Consider the following 17,715-nt stretch of genomic DNA (forward strand, 5'->3'; position numbering starts at 1 on the left):
ACTATGAAAATCATCTCCAATATCGAAGAACTGCGCGACCAGCTGAGTGGCCAGTTACGTACCGCTTTCGTGCCAACCATGGGCAACCTGCATGAAGGCCACCTGTCGCTGATGCGCCTGGCGCGCAAGCACGGCGACCCGGTGGTGGCTTCCATTTTCGTGAACCGCCTGCAGTTCGGCCCGAACGAAGACTTCGACAAGTATCCGCGCACCTTCCAGGCCGACGTGGAAAAGCTGGAGAAGGAAGGCGTGTACGTGCTGTTCGCGCCAACCGAAAAGGATATGTATCCGGAACCGCAGGAGTACCGCGTACAGCCGCCAGACGGCCTGGGCAATACGCTGGAAGGCGAGTTCCGCCCGGGATTCTTCGGTGGCGTGTGCACCGTGGTGACCAAGCTGTTCTCCTGCGTGCAGCCAAAAGTGGCTGTGTTCGGCAAGAAGGACTACCAGCAACTCATGATCGTCCGTAACATGGCACGCCAGCTTGGCATGCCGACCGAGATCGTCGCTGCCGAGACCTACCGCGCCGACGACGGCCTGGCCCTGTCCTCGCGCAATATGTACCTGTCGGCCGACGAACGCGCCGAAGCGCCTGCGCTGTACCGCGCGCTGAACCAGGTGGCAGATGAAGTACGCGGCGGCCACCTCGACGTGTTCCAGCTGGAGCACAAGGCGATGGACGAACTGGCAGCGCGCGGCTGGAAGCCTGACTACATCTCGATCCGCAAGCGCAACGACTTGCAGCCGCCAAACGCCGGCGACCTGGCGCAAGGCGAAAAGCTGGTGGTGCTTGCCGCAGCCAAACTCGGCACCACCCGCCTGATCGACAACCTCGAAATCTGAACCGGCACCGCCGGTCAGCGCAAGGCTTCGGCGACCTGGTCGCCGAATTCCACTCCGCGCAACTGCGAAGCGAGCTGGACTGTGCGCAGCGCGCATAGTTCGGCCGCTGGCAAACCAGGCTGCTGCATGCAGCGTGCCTGATGCAGTGCTGCAAACTCATCAGCCTGGGCATTGCTGCCATGCGCCGACGCCAGCGCCGCCAGCAGCGCGATGCCGATTGCCAATTGCGCTTTAAGCGACAAGGTCCAGCAGTATCGGATGAAGAACATGGCGCCTCCTGTAAGCCAGCCTGTTCCCGATGCTACGCAGTCAATATTTCCGCTTAATGACTCCGAATGTTGATTTAACACAACTAAGTTTTTGCTAGCCGGGAACCGATCTTTCAGAAAATTCCCACAAAAGCTTTCTTTATTGTAGGATGCTCCACTTGTGAATTTTCACTTGCAGACCGAACCTTAGCAAATAGGAATATCAGGATGGAATTCCGTTTGGGCGCTAGCGCCATCACCAGGGCTGATAGCACCCAAGACAGAACCGGCAACGCATCCCTTTATTTCAAGGTGATGTGCGTGGCCATCCTGGTCATTGCTGCCGGAGTCGAGGCAAGGCGCTGGCTCAACGTACGCGTTGCCAACCCGGCCATGCTGGTCGCCCCGGCCCAACACGGCAAGGTCAGCTTCATTCCGCGCAGCGCCACCCTGCTGCCAACTCCGCCTAACGCTCCCATGGCGCATTCCAGTGCCATGACCCCCCTGCCCGGCGGCCGCATGGCCGCATTCTGGTGGGCCGGCAGCCGCGAAAGCGGGCCTGACGTGAAAGTCTATGCCTCGCACTGGAACGGCGAGACCTGGGCCCAGCCGTGGGAAGTGGCCAGCCGCGAGTCTCTGTCGGCCGCCCTGGGCTATGGCGTGCGCCGCGTTGGCAACCCGGTTGCCTGGGCCTCGCCCGAAGGGCACCTCAACCTGTTTGTAGTGGCCACGGGCCTAGGCGGATGGGCCGCATCGCGTGTAGTGCAGATGGTGTCCGATGACCAGGGCAAGAGCTTCACGGTCAAGCGCGTGCTGCCGATGTCGCCACTCTTCAACACCAGCATGCTGGTCCGCACCACTCCAGTCGGCCTGGCCGATGGCGGCTGGCTGCTGCCGGCCTATTTCGAAATGGGCATCAAATACCCGCTGATGCTGGCCTTCGACCAGAACGGCGACCCGCGCTGGATTTCGCGCATTGGCAGCCGCATCACGACGCTGCAGCCGACCATCGTGCCCTTCTCCCCGTCCGAGGTGCACGCCTGGATGCGCGATGCGAGCCGTGAACAGCGGGTCCAGCACGCGCGCAGCAACGACGGTGGCGTCAACTGGGACGACCTGCCGGCGCTCTCCCTGCCGAACCAGAGTACCTCCCTCAGCGCCCTGCGCCTCAGCAACGGCAGTATCGCCCTGCTGCATAACCATGTGCTGCCCGGCGGTTCCGACCGCAATGTGCTGCGCCTGTCGACCACCAATGACGGCCGCCATTGGACGCATGTGACCGATATCGCCCATGGCAGCGCTGGCGAGGAATTTTCCTACCCCGACCTGCATCAGGTCGGCGATGAACTGCATATCACTTACACCTCGCGCCGCGAAGCGATTGCCCATCATGTCATCGAGCTGGATTTCGACGGGGGTTCGGAGTGACCCTGCCTGACCTGCTGCTGCAAATCGCGTATGGCAAGCTGGCCTGGGGCGTCGTGCTGGCAACCCTGGTTGCCGCGCTGCTGCCAGCTTCCCGCCAACTGTCACGCCGCGCCACCGCCTTGTTGCTCGGCTCCATGGTTGTGCTGACGCTGCTGCCAGGGCAGTTCTCGCCCGCCTATTGGATTGCGCTGGCGCTGCAGTGGCCGAGCGGCTTGCTGGTTGGCCTTTGCCTGGCGCGCCTGGCCCAACCCTGGTGGCCGGGTTCCGCCAGGGCCGTCCTGCCGCCCACCCTCGCCAGCGCGATCGCGCTGCTTGGTACAATCCTCTATCTCGACGCGCTGGGACTGGTTTCGTTGGGCCTGTATTTCTGGGGTTTCGGCCCGCGCGGCGCGCCGCTGTTCGCGCTGGCTGCCATGGCGCTGTGCGTAGCCTGGATTATCCAGGGCCGCTCGCGCCCGCAAGCCTTTGCTACACTTGGCGCCCTCACGCTGTTCACTTTATTGCGCCTGCCCACGGGGAACCTGTGGGACGCACTGCTCGATCCCATGCTGTGGATCTGGGCCGTGCTGTCGCTGGCGATCGAGGCCTGGCGTAAACGGGAACGCAATCTTGCAACAAACAATATCAATCAAGGAGTAGTCAGTGGTAAATCGTAAGTGGTATTCGCATCCGGTCCTGGTGACCGGCATTGCCATCAATATCTTCGCGCTATTGCTGGCAGTGTCGGTAAGGGGTTCGAGCGAACAACTGATGCGTGTCCTGACCGAAGACGGCATCGTCGAATGGCTGCAGTTCCTGTGCTTCGCCATGACTGCGGGCCTGCTGGTATTTGCCGGCGTCGAACGCTGGAAACGCAGCGGCTTTGACCTGGCCACCCTCGGCATGCTTGGCCTGGGCCTGCTGGTGGCGGCCGCGGCAATGGAAGAGATCAGCTGGTTCCAGCGCATCCTGCACGTTCAGTCTTCCGAGTTCTTCGCCCACAACAACCGCCAGGGCGAAACCAACCTGCATAACCTGGCCATCGGCAAAAGCGGCAGCATCCACAAGACCATCATGCTGAAGATGATCCTGCTGGCCGGCCTGACCCATAACGTGATCCTGCCGCTGCTGGCACGCACCCGCCCTGCCGTGCGCAACTTCGTGGAAAAATTCGGCGTGTACCTGCCGCCGCTGCCGGTCTCCCTGGTTTACCTGGTGCTGGTGGCCCTGTCGCATGTGCTGATCGACCATCCGCGCAAGGGCGAACTGGGCGAACTGTTCGGCGCCGTGCACTACATGTCCACCATCTTTGCCGCCTACTTCCTCGGCTTCGGCTACAACCAGCCTGCAGTGTTCCAGCAGACCGCGGAAGCGCGCCTGGTGGACAAGCTGTTCAGCTGCGTGATGGTATTCCTGCTGCTGACCGCCTGGCTGCTCAGCGCCGGCGCCGGCGCCATGATGGGCTAAGAATATGAACCGGACTGCAGCCCGCCTCGCGCGCCTGACCCAATGGGCAGGTCCTTACGCCACCCTGGTGCAGATGGTGTTCGCCGGCCTGGTGATCCTGTCGCTGTCGCGCATTGGCCTGGTGGCCTGGCAGTGGGAGCGCGTCAGCGCCACCGGCATCCTGGGCGAAATCCTGGTGCAAGGCGTGCGCGCCGACCTGATCCTGCTCGGCTACCTGCTGGCGCTGCCAGTCGTGCTGGCGCCCTTCCTGGCCCAGCGCTATTCGGCGCGCGCGTGGCAGCTGTTCAGCGTCACCTGGGCCGGCCTGGCGCTGCTGTTCATCATCTTCATGGAACTGTCCACGCCGCAGTTCATCATGCAGTACGATTTCAGGCCCAACCGCCTGTTCATCGAATACCTGTCCTATCCAAAGGAAGTCGCCGCCACCCTGTGGAACGGCTTCCGCCTGGCGGTCATTCTTGGCATCGGCGGTACCGCCCTGCTGACCGTGCTGGTATTCCGCATGCTGAAGTCGGCTTCCGCCGGCACCGGAATGTGGTCGCCCAAGCTGGTGCTGCTGACCTGGCCGCTGCTGGTGCTGCTGGTGGGCTTCCAGATCCGCTCCACCACGGAGCACCGCCCCGCCAATCCGGCCACGTTCGCGCTGACCGGCGACGCCATGGTGAACTCGCTGATCATCAACTCGCCGTGGTCGGTGATCGATGCGATCACCTCGATGCGCAAGGAAGCCAACTCATCGGAAATCTACGGCAAATTCCCGCGCGAGAAGGTCTTCCCGATCGTGACGTCCGCACCATGGCTGCACGACTACCAGTTCACGCAGCCGGAGCTGCCCACCCTGCATGCGCAGCAAGCCGCCATCCAGCGCGCCAAGCCGCTCAACCTGGTGATCGTGCTGGAGGAAAGCCTGGGCGCCACCTTCGTGCAATCGCTGGGCGGCCTGCCCGTCACGCCGGAGTTGGAAAAACTGAAGAATGAAGGCTGGTGGTTCGAGCAGCTGTACGCCACCGGCACCCGTTCCGTGCGCGGCATCGAGGCGGTGGTCGCGGGCTATGCGCCGACGCCGGCGCGCAGCGTCGTCAAGCTCTCGCTGGCGCAGCAGAACTTCTATACCCTGGCGCTGGGCCTGGGCAAGCAGGGCTACCACACCGAATTCGTGTATGGCGGCGAAGCGCACTTCGACAATATGCGCAGCTTCTTCACCGGCAACGGCTTCCAGAACGTGGTGGACCGCAGCGAAATGCAGCCCAAGTTCGTCGGCAGCTGGGGCGCATCCGATGAAGACCTGTTCGACAAATCACTGGAGCGGCTCAAGCACCTGCACGCGCAGAACAAGCCGTTCTTCAGCCTGATCTTCAGCTCCTCCAACCACGAGCCATTTGAATTCCCGGATGGGAAGATCGAGCTGCACGACCCGGCCAAGCAAACCGTCAACAACGCCGTCAAATACGCCGACTACGCACTGGGCAAATTCATTGCGGAGGCGAAGAAGCAGGACTACTGGAAAGATACGGTGTTCCTGATCGTGGCCGACCATGACAACCGCGTGTACGGCAACAGCCTGATGCCGATCAAGAAGTTCCACATCCCGGGCCTGATCCTGGGCGCGGACGTGGCGCCAAAGCGCATCACCACCCTGGCCAGCCAGATCGACCTGGGCCCTACCCTGCTGTCGATGATCGGCGTCTCGAGCACCCACCCGATGATCGGGCGCGACTTCGTCAAGGACAGCACCACGCCGGGCCGCGCGATCATGCAGTTCGATAATTACTTCACCTGGCTCGAAGGCGATACCGCGACCATCCTGCGTCCGAGCCAGGAGCCGCTGATTGGCCGTTACGACTTTGCCAAAGGCGAGTTGCAGCTGAACGAGACCAGGCCGACGCAAGCCCAATTCGAGCAGGCAATGGCGCACGTGATCGCACCTTCGCTGCTCTACCGCGAACAGCGCTACCGCCTGGCCAAATAAGCACAAACAGGTAGCAAGCAAGACAACGAGGGGCAAGCAACAGCTTGCCCCTCGTTGCATGGATCGTATCGAGGGACGCGCCCGCCAGCGGGCGCCGGGATGATCAGGTGGTGACGTTCTGGGTCCAGGCCAGGGCCGACAGGTGGGCCTTGTTGACGTCTTCCGGCGACAGGGACAGCGAATCGGCCAGCGAGCTGACCAGGTTCGAATTCAGTTCGCAGGCCTCGGCCAACGCCAGGAACGGGCCGTATTTGCCGCCGCGCGTGAGCAGCGCCTTCACCACTTCGTCATTCAACTGGATCTCTTGCAGCACATCCTTCATCGGGATGCCCAGCAGGCGGTCCAGCAGCGAGAACATGCCGGCCACGAAGATATTCTCCGCATCGGCCTTGCCCAGCGCTTTCTGGCCCAGCAATTCAGCCAGGCGGCCGCGCACCACGGCAGTTTCCAGCAGCACCGGCGAGAAGCCGGAGGTGGAAGCGGTTGCCAGCAGCAGGGTCAGCCAGCGGTACATCGGCTGGTAGCCCAGCAGCTGGATGGCCTGTTTCAGCGACTGCACTTCACGCCCGGCGCCGAAGCCGGCCGAGTTGATGTACTTCAGCAGCTTGTACGACAGGGCAGCATCGCGCTTCAACACGCTTTCCAGCTGCGCCACGTCGGCATTGGCGTTCACCATCTGCATCAGCTGCAGGATAATGGTTTGCGAGGGATTCAGCCCCTGCCCTTCGCTGCCCGGACGCGGCGTCAGGTGCAGCTTGCCGACAAAGGCGTCCAGCCCGAGGGCGGCGCAGGCGTCGAAATCGGCCCAGGTGGTGACCGGACGGCCCACCATGCGGATACTGGATGTCTTCAGCAGCGAATAGGCGCGCGCCTGCGCGGCCACATCGGCCCCGGTAAAGCGTACTTCGACGTACGAACAAATGGTGCCCAGGCGGCTGCCCACGCGCGCCAGGTCGGCTTCGCGCAGCAGGATGCCGACGCCGCCGGCACGCAAGCCCTGCACCGCAGCCAGCGTGGTCGGATTGGCCAGTTCGGAAGTTTTCAGCGACAGCACGGTGTGCTCGGGCGGCAGGTCGAACATCGAATCGGTCGACAGCATGCCGGGCACAGCCTGCAGGAACAGGGTTTTCTGCTTGAGCAGCCAGCCGTGTTCAGGGTGGTTCACCTGGCTGGCGACGAAGCCGACCAGGCCTTCGAGCTCTTCCAGGGTGGGGACATGGGCAGCAGCTTCCTGCTGCCATGTAAGTTCGTAGCCGACCACGCGCTGCTCGGGATCGAGCAGGGGTTCACGAACCAGGAAATGTGTCTGATGCATACGTGGTCTTATGCTTGACTCAGGAGGGAACGGCGACGGCCAGGGCCGCCGCCGCGCATTACTTGTAAAGCTGCGATCAAGCGCCGAGCTTTTCGAAAATCTTGTTCAGCTTTTCATCCAGGGTGGCGGCGGTGAATGGCTTCACCACGTAGCCGTTGGCGCCTGCCTGCGCAGCCGCGATGATGTTTTCCTTTTTGGCTTCGGCGGTCACCATCAGCACCGGCAGCTTGGCCAATGCGGGGTCGGCACGGATGTTCTGCAGCATGGTCAGGCCATCCATGTTCGGCATATTCCAGTCGGACACCACGAAGTCGAATTGCTCCGCGCGCAGTTTAGCCAGCGCCATCACGCCGTCTTCTGCCTCGTCCACGTTGGCATAACCCAGTTCCTTCAAGAGATTTCGCACGATGCGACGCATCGTGGAGAAATCGTCAACAACCAAAAATTTCATCTTTGGATCAGCCATGAATTGCTCCGTTGTTTCTACTTACGCGGTTATTAATTAAAGTGGTGTACCCAGCAAGTTGTAGGATAGCATTTTCGTTGCTCCAAGGCGAACTAACTACCCCAAAACTGTCAATCACGTGTCAAACGCGCAATGCACGCGAGCCATGCTGCGCAAGATAACCCAATACCATGCCGGGCAGCGCCTGCAAGGCTCCAACTTCGTGCGTTGCACCAACGGCAATCGCTTCGCGCGGCATGCCGAACACCACGCAGCTAGCTTCGTCCTGCGCGAAATTATACGCTCCGGCGTTCTTCATCTCCAGCATGCCTGCCGCGCCGTCCTTGCCCATGCCCGTCAGGATCACGCCGACCGCGTTCTTGCCCGCATTCTGGGCCGCCGAGCGGAACAGTACGTCGACCGAAGGGCGATGGCGGTTGACCGGCTCACCCTGGTCCAGCCTGGTCATGTAATTGGCGCCGGAGCGGGTCAGCAGCAGGTGCGAGTGGCCGGGCGCGATGTAGGCATGGCCCGGCAGTACGCGCTCGTTGCCCTGCGCTTCCATCACGGAGATCTTGCACAGCGAATCGAGGCGCTTGGCAAACGATTTGGTGAAGCCTTCCGGCATGTGCTGGGTGATCAGGATGCCCGGGCAGTCCGACGGCATCTGCATCAGGAACTCGCGGATGGCTTCCGTGCCGCCGGTCGATGCGCCGACAATGATCAGTTTTTCCGAAGACATCAGTGGGTTCCGTAGTTGCGGCAGCGGCGTGCCGCCCTCGCCTGCCGTCCCGGCGGCCGGCAGGGTGCGGGCGCGTACCCGGGCCTTGGAGGCGGCGCGAATCTTCTCGGAGATCAGGTCGGCGTATTCGCGCATGCCGGACTGGATCGAGATCTTGGGCTTGGTGACGAAATCCACGGCGCCCAGTTCCAGCGCGCGCAAGGTGATTTCGGAGCCGCGTTCGGTCAGCGAGGAGACCATCACCACCGGCATCGGGCGCAGGCGCATCAGGCGCTCGAGGAAGTCGAGGCCGTCCATCTTCGGCATTTCGACGTCCAGCGTCAGCACGTCCGGGTTGGTCTGCTTGATCAGCTCGCGCGCCACCAGCGGATCGGGCGCCACGCCCACCACTTCCATGTCCGGCTGGCCCTTGATGATCTCGCTCATCACACTGCGGATCAGCGCCGAGTCGTCGCAAATCAGGACTTTGATCTTGTTCATTTTTATATCTCTCAGAACAGCTCGACCTCGCCCGCCACCGGTTTCGACTTGAGGCGGTTGGCGTAATCGTTCTCACGCTGCGCCAGGGTGTCGTTATGGGTTTGCATCAGTTTCTTGACCAGCACCTTGCCAGTCTTGGGGAAGAAGTACACCTTGCGCGGGTAGATGTCCAGCAGGTCCTCGGCCACGATGCGGATCTTCTCGTTCTTCAGGAAGTTCTGCACGAAGGCGGCATTGCGTTCGCCGACATTGATCGCGGTGAAGCCTTTCAGCACGGCGCCGCCGCCGAACACTTTGGCTTCCAGATTGTCGCGCCGGGCGCCGGACTTGAGCAAGTCGTTGATCAGCACTTCCATCGCATACGTGCCATAGCGGGCCGAGGCCGACACCGGGCTGCTCTGGTCGGCGCCGCCATCCGGCAGCATGAAGTGGTTCATGCCGCCCAGGCCCGTCAGGCGGTCGCGGATGCAGGCCGACACGCAGGAGCCGAGCACGGTCACGATCAGCATGTCCTTGTTGGTGTAGTAGTACTCGCCCGGCAGGATCTTGGCCGCGTCGCAGTCGAAGGTCCTGTCGTAATAGACATTGGTCGCGAATTGTTCTTTATCCATGTCATGCCCTCTTGCGCTCATCGAGCTCGTAGACAGTCTTGCCGCGCAACTTCAAAGCGTCCGACACGTAAAGGAAGTTCTCGGAGTGGCCGGCAAACAGCAGCGCATCCGGCTTCATCAAGGGAACAAAGCGCGACAGGATCTTGCGCTGGGTCGCCTTGTCGAAGTAAATCATCACGTTGCGGCAGAAAATCACGTCGAAACCGGGACGGATATCCCATTTTTCGTCCAGCAGGTTGACTTGCCGGTAGGTGATCAGCGAGCGCAGTTCCTGGCGCACGCGCGCCATGCCTTCGTTGGCGCCGCGCCCTTTCAGGAAAAAACGGCGCTGCTGCTCGGGCGACAGCTTGTCGATGCGTTCCATCGGATAGACGCCGTTGGCGGCCGTGGCCAGCACGTTGGTGTCGATATCGGTGGCCAGGATGTGCACCGGCGGCGTCAGCGTATTGAACGCTTCGCAGCAGGTGATGGCAATCGAATACGGTTCTTCGCCGGTGGAGCTGGCGGAGCACCAGATATTGATCGTCTCCCCGCGCTTGGCCTTCACGTGCTCGGCCAGCAGGGGGAAGTGGTGCGCTTCGCGGAAGAACGACGTCAGGTTGGTGGTCAGCGCATTGGTGAACGCTTCCCACTCGCCGTTGCCCAGGCGACCTGCTTCCAGGTCGTCTAGGTAGCGCACGAAACTGTTGATGCCGGTGGCGCGCAAGCGCCGCGCCAGGCGGCTGTACACCATCTCCTGCTTGGAGTCGGCCAGCGCAATGCCGGCCCGCTTGTAGATCATTGCGCGGACCCGTTCAAAATCCTTGCCGTTGAAATCAAACTCTTTCACGGTCTCTTTGGTCAGCGCCATTTTTGCTGTTCTCCGCGGTTACATGGACATTAAAACTCTTCCCAGTCGTCGCCGGATGGGGCGGCCGCAGCAAGTTTCTTCTTCGGCGCCTGCGCGGCCGGGGCGGCCGGCACGACCGCCGTGCTGCGTGGCGGCGCCGCCGGCTTGGCCTTGCGCGGCGCCGCGGCCGCGCGCTTGGCGAATTCGTCGCCTGCCAGCTTGAAGATCGACACCGCCTGCGCCAGGTTGTTGGCCTGGTCCTGCATCGATTCGGCGGCGGCGGCCGCTTCTTCCACCAGCGCGGCATTCTGCTGCGTCATTTCGTCCATCTGGCCGATGGCGGCATTGACTTCCTCGATGCCGTGGCTCTGCTCCAGGGTGGCGGCGGTGATCTCGCCCATGATGTCGGCCACCTGCTTGATCGAGGTCACGATCAGGCCCATGGTCTGGCCGGCTTCATCGACCAGGCGGCCGCCCGCGTCGACCTTGTCGACCGAGTCGTCGATCAGGGCCTTGATTTCCTTGGCTGCCGCGGCCGAGCGTTGCGCCAGGTTGCGCACTTCCGATGCCACCACGGCAAAGCCGCGGCCCTGTTCGCCGGCGCGCGCCGCTTCCACGGCGGCGTTCAGCGCCAGGATATTGGTCTGGAACGCAATGCCGTCGATCACGCCGATGATGTCCACGATCTTGGTCGACGATTGCTTGATCGAGCCCATGGTGTCGACCACCTGCGACACCACCTGGCCGCCCTTCTCCGCCACCGACGATGCCGACACCGCCAGCTGGTTGGCCTGGCGTGCATTGTCGGCGTTCTGCTTCACGGTGGAAGTCAGGTTTTCCATCGATGCCGCGGTTTCCTCCAGCGAGGAGGCCTGCGATTCGGTGCGGGCCGACAGGTCGGCATTGCCGGTCGCGATTTCCTGCGAGGCGGTTGTGATGGTTTCGGTCGAAGCGCGCACCTGGCCAACCGTCTTGGCCAGGCTTTCGTTCATGTCCTTCAGCGCCTGCAGCAGTTCCGAGGTTTCATCCTTGCCTTCCACCGTCACTTGCGAAGTCAGTTCGCCGGCGGCCACCTTCTGCGCCACTTCCACCGCGCCCGACAGCGGACGGGTAATGGACTTGGTAATCACCAGTGCGCACAGGATGCCCACGCCAACGGCCACCGCCGCCAGCACCACCATCCACATCGTCAGGTTGCGGTCGGCCTTGTTGGAGCTTTCCTTGAAGTCGGCAACCGCCGCCTGCTGCAGGTCCACCAGCTTGTTCAGCGAGGCCAGGGTCTGCTGCTGCAGCGGGTCGATGCGGCCGGCAATCACTTTCGCCGCGCCTTCGGCGTTGAAGGCCATGATCTGGCCCATGGCTTCCTTGAAGGCTGCGTCGACGTCGGTCTGCAAGGCGGAGATGTCGTTCACCACCTTCTTCTCGGCGTCGTTCAGGCCCAGGCTTTGCAGCTTGGTGCGCGCCGCATCGTAGCGGGCGCGGTTGGCCTTGACCTTCTCCTCTTCCTTCTGCATCAGGCTGACGTCCGACTGCAGGCCGATATTGCGCATGGCGATGCCGGTTTCCAGCATCGCGCTCTTCATCGACTGCGCCTGCGATTCCTTGGCGCCGGCCAGGTCCAGGCCCGTCATCAGGGCCGACTTGTTACGGTAGTTCAGCACATTGGTCAGCAGCACGGTGCCCACCAGGATCAGCAAAATGATCCCGAAACCGAAACCAAGCCGTGTCCCTATCTTGTATTCGCGCACATTCATTTTTCTCTCTCCCCTCGTGTCCTTTTGGATCTGTATTTTTATGCTTTACGCCGCGAGCTTTTCGCTCAAGCCCATTTCAGGGCTGGACATCAGGCGCTGGATGTCGACCAGGATCAGCATGCGCTCGTCGATAGTGCCCAGGCCGATCATGTATTCCGAGCTGAAGGCGGTGCCCATGTCCGGCGCAGGCTTGATCTGTTCTTCCGTCAGCGACGTCACGTCCGATACCGAATCGACCACCATGCCTACCACGCGGCCATTGATGTTCAGGATGATGACCACGGTGAACTGGTCGTACACAGGCTCGCCCAGCTTGAATTTGATGCGCATGTCCACCACCGGAATGATGATGCCGCGCAGGTTGATCACGCCCTTGATGAACTCGGGCGCATTGGCGATGCGGGTCACCGCTTCGTAGCCGCGGATCTCCTGCACTTTCAGGATATCGATGCCGTATTCTTCGGAGCCCAGCTTGAAAGCCAGGAACTCCTGGACGGCTGTACCGGCGCTTGCTGCGTCGTTCATGGTTCTTCCTTCACAAAGTTTGATTCGTCAACCAGCTGGCGCGACGAACGGACCAGCGCCGTCACGTCCAGGATCAGCGACACGCCTCCGTCGCCGAGGATGGTGGCACCGGAAATTCCGGTCACCTTGCGGTAATTCGATTCCAGGTTCTTGACCACGACCTGCTGCTGCCCCACCAGTTCGTCCACGAACAGGCAGGCTTTCTTGCCTTCGGTTTCCACGATCACCAGGATGCCCTGGGTCGGATCGGTAAAGCGCGGTGCAATGTCGAAAATCTGGTACAGCGGGATCAGGGGCAGGTATTCGCCGCGCACCTTGATGACGCGGCCCTTGCCGCTGATTTCCTTCACGTCTTCCGGCGCCGGCTGCAGCGATTCGAGCACGAAGCCGAGCGGCAGGATGTACACCTCGTCGCCTGTCTGGATCAGCATGCCGTCCAGGATGGCCAGCGTCAGCGGCAGGGAAATCGAGATGGTGGTGCCGAAGCCCTTGGCCGAGCGGATGTCGACGGTACCGCCCATGGCGGTGATATTGCGCTTGACCACGTCCATGCCGACGCCGCGGCCCGACACGTCGGTCACGGTTTCTGCGGTCGAGAAGCCCGGCGCGAAGATCAGCTGCCACACGTCGGCGTCGCTCATGTTATCGGACAGCGGCAAGCCGTTCTGGCGGGCTTTTGCCAGGATCTTATCGCGGTTCAAACCGCCGCCATCGTCCGACACTTCAATGATGATGCTGCCGCCCTGGTGCGAGGCGGACAGGAACAGGCGTCCCGTCTCGGACTTGCCGGCCGCCTTGCGCACGTCCGGCATTTCAATGCCGTGGTCGATCGAGTTGCGCACCAGGTGGGTCAGCGGGTCGACGATGCGTTCGATCAGGCCCTTGTCCAGTTCCGTGGCGGCGCCGCTGGTGACGAATTCCACTTTCTTGCCAAGCTTGGTGGCCAGGTCGCGCACCATGCGCGGGAAGCGCGAGAACACGAAGTCCATCGGCATCATGCGGATCGACATCACCGATTCCTGCAGGTCGCGCGTGTTGCGGGTGAGCTGGGAAATGCCGCTCATCAGTTTTTCATGCAGCACCGGATCCAGCGAGCCGGCGCGCTGCTCGATCATCGCTTGCGTGATCACCAGTTCGCCGACCAGGTTGATCAGCTGGTCGACCTTTTCCACCGACACGCGGATCGAGGACGATTCGCCGCCGGCCGGCGCGTGGGCCTGCTTTTCCGCTTCCTTACGGGCGGCTTTCTTTTCCTGTTCTTCGCTCGGCTTGGCCGCTTCGGCCGGGGCATCCTTGATGCCGGCCTGGGCGCGGATCACTTCCAGCGGCTGGAAGAAGCCATAGCCGCGCGCGTCGTCGGCGGCGCCGGAGGCGTTGGAGCGGATTTCATCGAGCGGCTGGAAGAAGCCATAGCCTTCGCCTTCGGCCGACGGCGCGGCGGCGCCTGCAGCCGGCAGCGGGTCGAAGAAACCGTAGCCCTGCTCCGCCTCCTTGCGTTCGCGTTCGGCCTGCTCGCGCGCCGACTGGGTCGGGCTCAGGGCCGGCAGCTCGCTGACCTTCATCTGGTCGGCATCGATCACGAAGGAGCAGATGGCGACAATATCGTCCAGCGATTCGTGGGTGGTGACGATCATGGCATGGCGCTCGGCATCGAGCGGCGTCAGCTCCACATGGCCCATCAGGCCAAGTTCGGCTGCCAGCGCCTCCACTTCCCGGTGCACCATCGGCGGCAGTTCAAGGCGGAAGCGCTTGCCGCCGCTATGGTCCACCGCCTGCGATTCCTGCGCATTGAAGGCCGGCGCCACCGGCGCCATCGCCTCGATGTGCACGTCCTGCGCCAGCTCCTGCAGCATCATGCGCACGTCGCCCACGGCTTCCTGGTCGACAGCCGTGCCGAGGCGGTGGCCGTCCAGCTGCATCTTCAGGATGTCCTTGGCGGCCAGGAAGGCGTCGACGTGGGTCGACGTCAAGGCCATCTCGCCCTTGCGGATGCGGTCCAGCAGCGTCTCCAGCACGTGCGTGACTTCGGTCATGTCGGTCACGCCGAACGTCGACGCGCCGCCCTTCACCGAGTGCGCGGTACGGAAAATCGCGTTCAAGTCCTCTTCGCTGGGCGACTCGACGTCCACGCCCAGCAGCAGACGCTCCATTTCAGCCAGCAGTTCTTCCGCTTCATCGAAGAAGACCTGGTAGAACTGGCTAATATCGATGGTCATGCCACACCCCTTAATTAGCCAATGACCTTCTTCACTACCTCAATCAAGCGTTGCGGGTCGAAAGGCTTGACCAGCCAGCCATTCGCGCCGGCGGCGCGGCCCTTGGCCTTCATTTCGTCGGACGATTCGGTGGTCAGCATCAGGATGGGAACCTTGGCATAGGACGGCTGCTCGCGCAGCAGCTTGATCAGTTGCAGGCCATCCATGCGCGGCATGTTCTGGTCGGTCAGCACCAGGTCCACGGTTTGCAGCTTGGCCTTTTCCAGGCCATCCTGTCCGTCGACTGCTTCCACCACCTGGTAGCCCGCTGCCTTCAGGCTGAATGCCACCATCTGGCGCAGCGAGGAGGAGTCGTCGACTGCAAGAATTGTTTTAGCCATCTTTTTTTCTCACTTGGTTAAATTTTTGTATTCGTATCTATATTCAGAACAGTTCGATGTCGCCGCTTTCCAGGTGCTTCTGGCTGACTGCCTTGCGCAGCACGCTGCGCAGCTCCAGGCTCTGGATCGCCAGCGCCATGCTGACCTTGCTAAGCAGGTCCACGATCTCGTCGCTGCCCGATTCCGGCACCACTTCGGCGCCGTGCGCACCCAGCGTTCCAAGGAATTCGCGCAAGCCGGTGACACGCTTCAGGGTGCGGTCGATCAGCTGGCTGGTCATGTCCTGGAACTGCATGCTGGTAATGGCTGCATTGACGTAGCCGCTTACCTGTTCGTTCATTTCCTTCAGGCGCGCCTTGTCTTCCGCCGAAGGATCGCCGCCTTGCAGCAGCAGCTCGATGGTCGTCTGCTGCGCGCTCACCGCCTCATGGATCGCCATGAAGTTGCGCGTCAGCTTGTCGATCGCCTCCTCCAGCAGCAGGTTGGTCTGCAGCAGGTCGGTCTCGACTTCGGTCAGGTGGCGCCGGCCATGGTCCGACACGCCGGACAGCAGCCGTTTCACATGCGAGCCAAGGATTTTCTTTCTTGTCATAAAGCCCCTATTTCTTCCCCGCCGGCGCTGCCGCTGCCGGTGCCGCTGCCGCCGCGGCTTGCGTAGCTTCGGTATCGAGGCCGACTTGCAATTTGCCGCCGTCACGCAGCACATTCTCCTCGGTCCTCTTGTTCATCACAATGATGCTGATGCGGCGATTGATCGGGTTGAAAGGATCGGCGCGGTCCAGGTGGGCGGCGCTGGCCAGCCCCACCACGCGCAGGATCTTATTGTCGGCCAGTCCGCCATGCAGCAGCGCGCGGCGCGAGGCATTGGCACGGTCGGCCGACAGTTCCCAGTTACTGTACCCCGTTTCGGTGAAATACGGCGTGGAGTCGGTGTGGCCGGACAGGCCGATCTTGTTCGGCACGTCGTTCAGGGCCGGCGCGATGGCTTCCAGGATCTCGCGCGCATACGGCTGCAAGTCGGCCTTGCCGGCATTGAACATGGGGCGGTTCTGCAAGTCGACGATCTGGATGCGCAAGCCTTCGCTGGTGAAGTCCAGCAACAGTTGCTCTTTGAACTTCTTGAGCTCGGCGTTGGTATCGATGGTCATTTCGATACGGGCACGCAAGGCCTGCAGGCGCGAACGCTCTTCCGCCTCGAGCGCCTTCTTGGCGGCATCCAGGTTGTAAGTCTTGCTCTGGGCCGGATCGTCGGTCATCTTGACCTGGCCGGTACGGCGCGACAGGTCCGAGCCGCCGCCCTGGATCACCGAGGAACTGTCGCCGCTGCCCGAGCCGCCCTGCATGGCGACCTTCAGCGGCGTCTTGAAGTATTCGGAAATACCGTTCAGGTCGCCCTTGGTCGTCGAGCCGAGCAGCCACATCAGCAGGAAGAACGCCATCATCGCCGTCACGAAGTCGGCGTAAGCGATCTTCCAGGCGCCGCCGTGGTGGCCGCCACCGCCTTTCTTGATCTTCTTGACGACAATGGGCCGCAGGCCTTCTTCAGCCATGGCAGGTCCTCGCTTCCATTACTTCGACTTCGATTTCTTGATATGTTCTTCCAGCTCGGAGAAGCTTGGGCGCTCGGTAGAGTACAGTACCTTGCGGCCAAATTCCACAGCCAGGGCCGGGGCATAACCATTCAGGCTGGCCAGCAGCGTGACCTTTACGCACTGGAACATCTTGGTCGACTCTTCCAGCTTCTGCTCCAGCAGGCTGGCCAGCGGGCCGACGAAACCGTAGGCCAGCAAGATACCGAGGAAAGTACCGACCAGCGCGTGCGCGATCAGCATGCCCAGTTCGGACGGCGGGATGCCCACCGATTCCATTGTGTGCACCACGCCCATCACCGCCGCCACGATACCGAATGCCGGCAGGCCGTCGCCCAGCTTGGCGATGCAATGGGCCGGCACATGGCCCTCCTGGTGGTGGGTGTCGATCTCGTTGTCCATCAGGTTCTCGATCTGGAAAGCATCCATATTCCCCGACACCATCAGGCGCAGATAGTCGGTCATGAACTCGATGATATGGTGGTCTTCCAGCACTGCCGGGTATTTGCTGAACAGCGGGCTGTCTTCCGGCTTGTCGATATCGCCTTCAATCGACATCAGGCCTTCCTTGCGCACCTTGGACAACACGTCGAACAGGAGCGACATCAGCTCCATGTACAAGTCCTTGGTATAGCGCGAACCCTTGAACAGCGTCGGCAGCGCGGCCAGCGTAGCCTTGATGGACTTGCCGTTATTGCCAACAAAGAAAGCGCCCGCAGCAGCGCCGCCAATCATCAGCAGTTCCAGAGGTTGGAACAGGGCCGCCAGATGGCCGCCGGACAGCGCGAAACCACCAAAAACGGAGCCAAGGACGATGAGGTAACCGACAATGACTAACAAGCGCGCGAACTCCCCGATAGCTAGTTAAAAGCAATAATATTCCACAGTGGAACTA

The 17,715-nt window shown here is 62.0% G+C and carries 18 protein-coding genes; 5 read left to right on the forward strand and 13 right to left on the reverse strand.

The window, feature by feature from the left end:
• Positions 1-3: 3 nt before the first annotated feature.
• Positions 4-843 (forward strand): pantoate--beta-alanine ligase, encoded by an 840-nt coding sequence (panC, locus tag ACN9MY_RS21480; RefSeq protein ID WP_426162547.1) that lies wholly within the window; start codon positions 4-6, stop codon positions 841-843.
• Between the two features lie 14 nt (positions 844-857).
• Here the strand turns inward: panC and ACN9MY_RS21485 are convergent, their stop codons facing one another.
• Positions 858-1,112 carry a hypothetical protein gene (locus tag ACN9MY_RS21485; protein ID WP_426318560.1) on the reverse strand — a complete coding sequence of 85 codons (255 nt, stop codon included), beginning with the start codon at positions 1,110-1,112 and terminating at the stop codon, positions 858-860.
• 207 nt (positions 1,113-1,319) lie between these two features.
• Between ACN9MY_RS21485 and ACN9MY_RS21490 the strand changes: the two genes are divergently transcribed.
• Genes ACN9MY_RS21490 through ACN9MY_RS21505 form a run of 4 tightly spaced genes read left to right on the forward strand, consistent with a single transcriptional unit; the run spans position 1,320 to position 5,934 of the window.
• Complete coding sequence (locus ACN9MY_RS21490) at positions 1,320-2,519, forward strand: exo-alpha-sialidase (protein WP_426318561.1); 1,200 nt, start codon at positions 1,320-1,322, stop codon at positions 2,517-2,519.
• A complete protein-coding gene (locus ACN9MY_RS21495) occupies positions 2,516-3,175 on the forward strand; it encodes a hypothetical protein (RefSeq protein ID WP_426318562.1) in 660 nt (219 codons plus the stop codon). Before ACN9MY_RS21490 ends, ACN9MY_RS21495 begins: the two co-directional genes overlap by 4 nt.
• Positions 3,162-3,965, forward strand: coding sequence for a hypothetical protein (locus tag ACN9MY_RS21500; protein WP_426318563.1), 804 nt, complete (start codon positions 3,162-3,164; stop codon positions 3,963-3,965). Before ACN9MY_RS21495 ends, ACN9MY_RS21500 begins: the two co-directional genes overlap by 14 nt.
• A 4-nt stretch (positions 3,966-3,969) precedes the next feature.
• A complete protein-coding gene (locus tag ACN9MY_RS21505) occupies positions 3,970-5,934 on the forward strand; it encodes an LTA synthase family protein (RefSeq protein WP_426162552.1) in 1,965 nt (654 codons plus the stop codon).
• A 103-nt stretch (positions 5,935-6,037) separates the two neighbouring features.
• Here ACN9MY_RS21505 and ACN9MY_RS21510 read toward each other — a convergent pair whose 3' ends face one another.
• From ACN9MY_RS21510 to motA, 12 genes are all read right to left on the reverse strand, one after another.
• Positions 6,038-7,249 carry an EAL and HDOD domain-containing protein gene (locus ACN9MY_RS21510; protein ID WP_426162553.1) on the reverse strand — a complete coding sequence of 404 codons (1,212 nt, stop codon included), beginning with the start codon at positions 7,247-7,249 and terminating at the stop codon, positions 6,038-6,040.
• Between the two features lie 76 nt (positions 7,250-7,325).
• Positions 7,326-7,715, reverse strand: coding sequence for a chemotaxis response regulator CheY (cheY, locus tag ACN9MY_RS21515; protein WP_028104141.1), 390 nt, complete (start codon positions 7,713-7,715; stop codon positions 7,326-7,328).
• 121 nt (positions 7,716-7,836) lie between these two features.
• On the reverse strand, positions 7,837-8,916 hold the full coding sequence (locus tag ACN9MY_RS21520; protein ID WP_426162554.1) for a protein-glutamate methylesterase/protein-glutamine glutaminase: 1,080 nt from the start codon (positions 8,914-8,916) through the stop codon (positions 7,837-7,839).
• An 11-nt stretch (positions 8,917-8,927) separates the two neighbouring features.
• Positions 8,928-9,548: a chemoreceptor glutamine deamidase CheD gene (cheD, locus tag ACN9MY_RS21525; protein WP_426336111.1), complete on the reverse strand. Its 621-nt coding sequence runs from the start codon at positions 9,546-9,548 to the stop codon at positions 8,928-8,930.
• Positions 9,529-10,377, reverse strand: a complete 849-nt coding sequence (locus ACN9MY_RS21530) for a CheR family methyltransferase (RefSeq protein WP_426162556.1) — start codon at positions 10,375-10,377, stop codon at positions 9,529-9,531. The genes cheD and ACN9MY_RS21530 overlap by 20 nt, the downstream gene beginning before the upstream one ends.
• A 29-nt stretch (positions 10,378-10,406) precedes the next feature.
• Positions 10,407-12,110 (reverse strand): methyl-accepting chemotaxis protein, encoded by a 1,704-nt coding sequence (locus ACN9MY_RS21535; RefSeq protein ID WP_426162557.1) that lies wholly within the window; start codon positions 12,108-12,110, stop codon positions 10,407-10,409.
• A 45-nt stretch (positions 12,111-12,155) separates the two neighbouring features.
• Positions 12,156-12,635 (reverse strand): chemotaxis protein CheW, encoded by a 480-nt coding sequence (locus ACN9MY_RS21540; RefSeq protein WP_426336112.1) that lies wholly within the window; start codon positions 12,633-12,635, stop codon positions 12,156-12,158.
• The gene (cheA, locus tag ACN9MY_RS21545) at positions 12,632-14,851 is read right to left on the reverse strand and encodes a chemotaxis protein CheA (RefSeq protein ID WP_426336113.1); all 2,220 of its coding nucleotides are present in this window, start codon (positions 14,849-14,851) and stop codon (positions 12,632-12,634) included. Before cheA ends, ACN9MY_RS21540 begins: the two co-directional genes overlap by 4 nt.
• A gap of 14 nt (positions 14,852-14,865) precedes the next feature.
• Positions 14,866-15,231, reverse strand: a complete 366-nt coding sequence (locus ACN9MY_RS21550; protein ID WP_055936079.1) for a response regulator — start codon at positions 15,229-15,231, stop codon at positions 14,866-14,868.
• A 43-nt stretch (positions 15,232-15,274) separates the two neighbouring features.
• Positions 15,275-15,823 (reverse strand): chemotaxis protein, encoded by a 549-nt coding sequence (locus ACN9MY_RS21555; protein WP_426336114.1) that lies wholly within the window; start codon positions 15,821-15,823, stop codon positions 15,275-15,277.
• A gap of 7 nt (positions 15,824-15,830) precedes the next feature.
• A complete protein-coding gene (gene motB, locus ACN9MY_RS21560) occupies positions 15,831-16,781 on the reverse strand; it encodes a flagellar motor protein MotB (protein ID WP_426162560.1) in 951 nt (316 codons plus the stop codon).
• An 18-nt stretch (positions 16,782-16,799) separates the two neighbouring features.
• Complete coding sequence (gene motA / locus ACN9MY_RS21565) at positions 16,800-17,660, reverse strand: flagellar motor stator protein MotA (RefSeq protein WP_055936071.1); 861 nt, start codon at positions 17,658-17,660, stop codon at positions 16,800-16,802.
• Between the last annotated feature and the right edge of the window lie 55 nt (positions 17,661-17,715).

The organism is Pseudoduganella sp. R-31 (assembly GCF_049913235.1).
GTDB lineage: Bacteria > Pseudomonadota > Gammaproteobacteria > Burkholderiales > Burkholderiaceae_D > Rugamonas.

Excerpts from the sequence above, each read along its gene's own strand:
- cheY (WP_028104141.1), bottom strand. The coding sequence starts at position 7,715 with ATGGCTGATCCAAAGATGAAATTTTTGGTTGTTGACGATTTCTCCACG.
- ACN9MY_RS21550 (WP_055936079.1), bottom strand. The coding sequence starts at position 15,231 with ATGGCTAAAACAATTCTTGCAGTCGACGACTCCTCCTCGCTGCGCCAG.
- ACN9MY_RS21530 (WP_426162556.1), bottom strand. The coding sequence starts at position 10,377 with ATGGCGCTGACCAAAGAGACCGTGAAAGAGTTTGATTTCAACGGCAAG.
- ACN9MY_RS21520 (WP_426162554.1), bottom strand. The coding sequence starts at position 8,916 with ATGAACAAGATCAAAGTCCTGATTTGCGACGACTCGGCGCTGATCCGC.
- ACN9MY_RS21505 (WP_426162552.1), top strand. The coding sequence starts at position 3,970 with ATGAACCGGACTGCAGCCCGCCTCGCGCGCCTGACCCAATGGGCAGGT.
- cheA (WP_426336113.1), bottom strand. The coding sequence starts at position 14,851 with ATGACCATCGATATTAGCCAGTTCTACCAGGTCTTCTTCGATGAAGCG.
- ACN9MY_RS21535 (WP_426162557.1), bottom strand. The coding sequence starts at position 12,110 with ATGAATGTGCGCGAATACAAGATAGGGACACGGCTTGGTTTCGGTTTC.
- ACN9MY_RS21485 (WP_426318560.1), bottom strand. The coding sequence starts at position 1,112 with ATGTTCTTCATCCGATACTGCTGGACCTTGTCGCTTAAAGCGCAATTG.
- ACN9MY_RS21490 (WP_426318561.1), top strand. The coding sequence starts at position 1,320 with ATGGAATTCCGTTTGGGCGCTAGCGCCATCACCAGGGCTGATAGCACC.
- ACN9MY_RS21555 (WP_426336114.1), bottom strand. The coding sequence starts at position 15,823 with ATGACAAGAAAGAAAATCCTTGGCTCGCATGTGAAACGGCTGCTGTCC.
- ACN9MY_RS21510 (WP_426162553.1), bottom strand. The coding sequence starts at position 7,249 with ATGCATCAGACACATTTCCTGGTTCGTGAACCCCTGCTCGATCCCGAG.
- ACN9MY_RS21540 (WP_426336112.1), bottom strand. The coding sequence starts at position 12,635 with ATGAACGACGCAGCAAGCGCCGGTACAGCCGTCCAGGAGTTCCTGGCT.
- motB (WP_426162560.1), bottom strand. The coding sequence starts at position 16,781 with ATGGCTGAAGAAGGCCTGCGGCCCATTGTCGTCAAGAAGATCAAGAAA.
- cheD (WP_426336111.1), bottom strand. The coding sequence starts at position 9,548 with ATGAGCGCAAGAGGGCATGACATGGATAAAGAACAATTCGCGACCAAT.
- panC (WP_426162547.1), top strand. The coding sequence starts at position 4 with ATGAAAATCATCTCCAATATCGAAGAACTGCGCGACCAGCTGAGTGGC.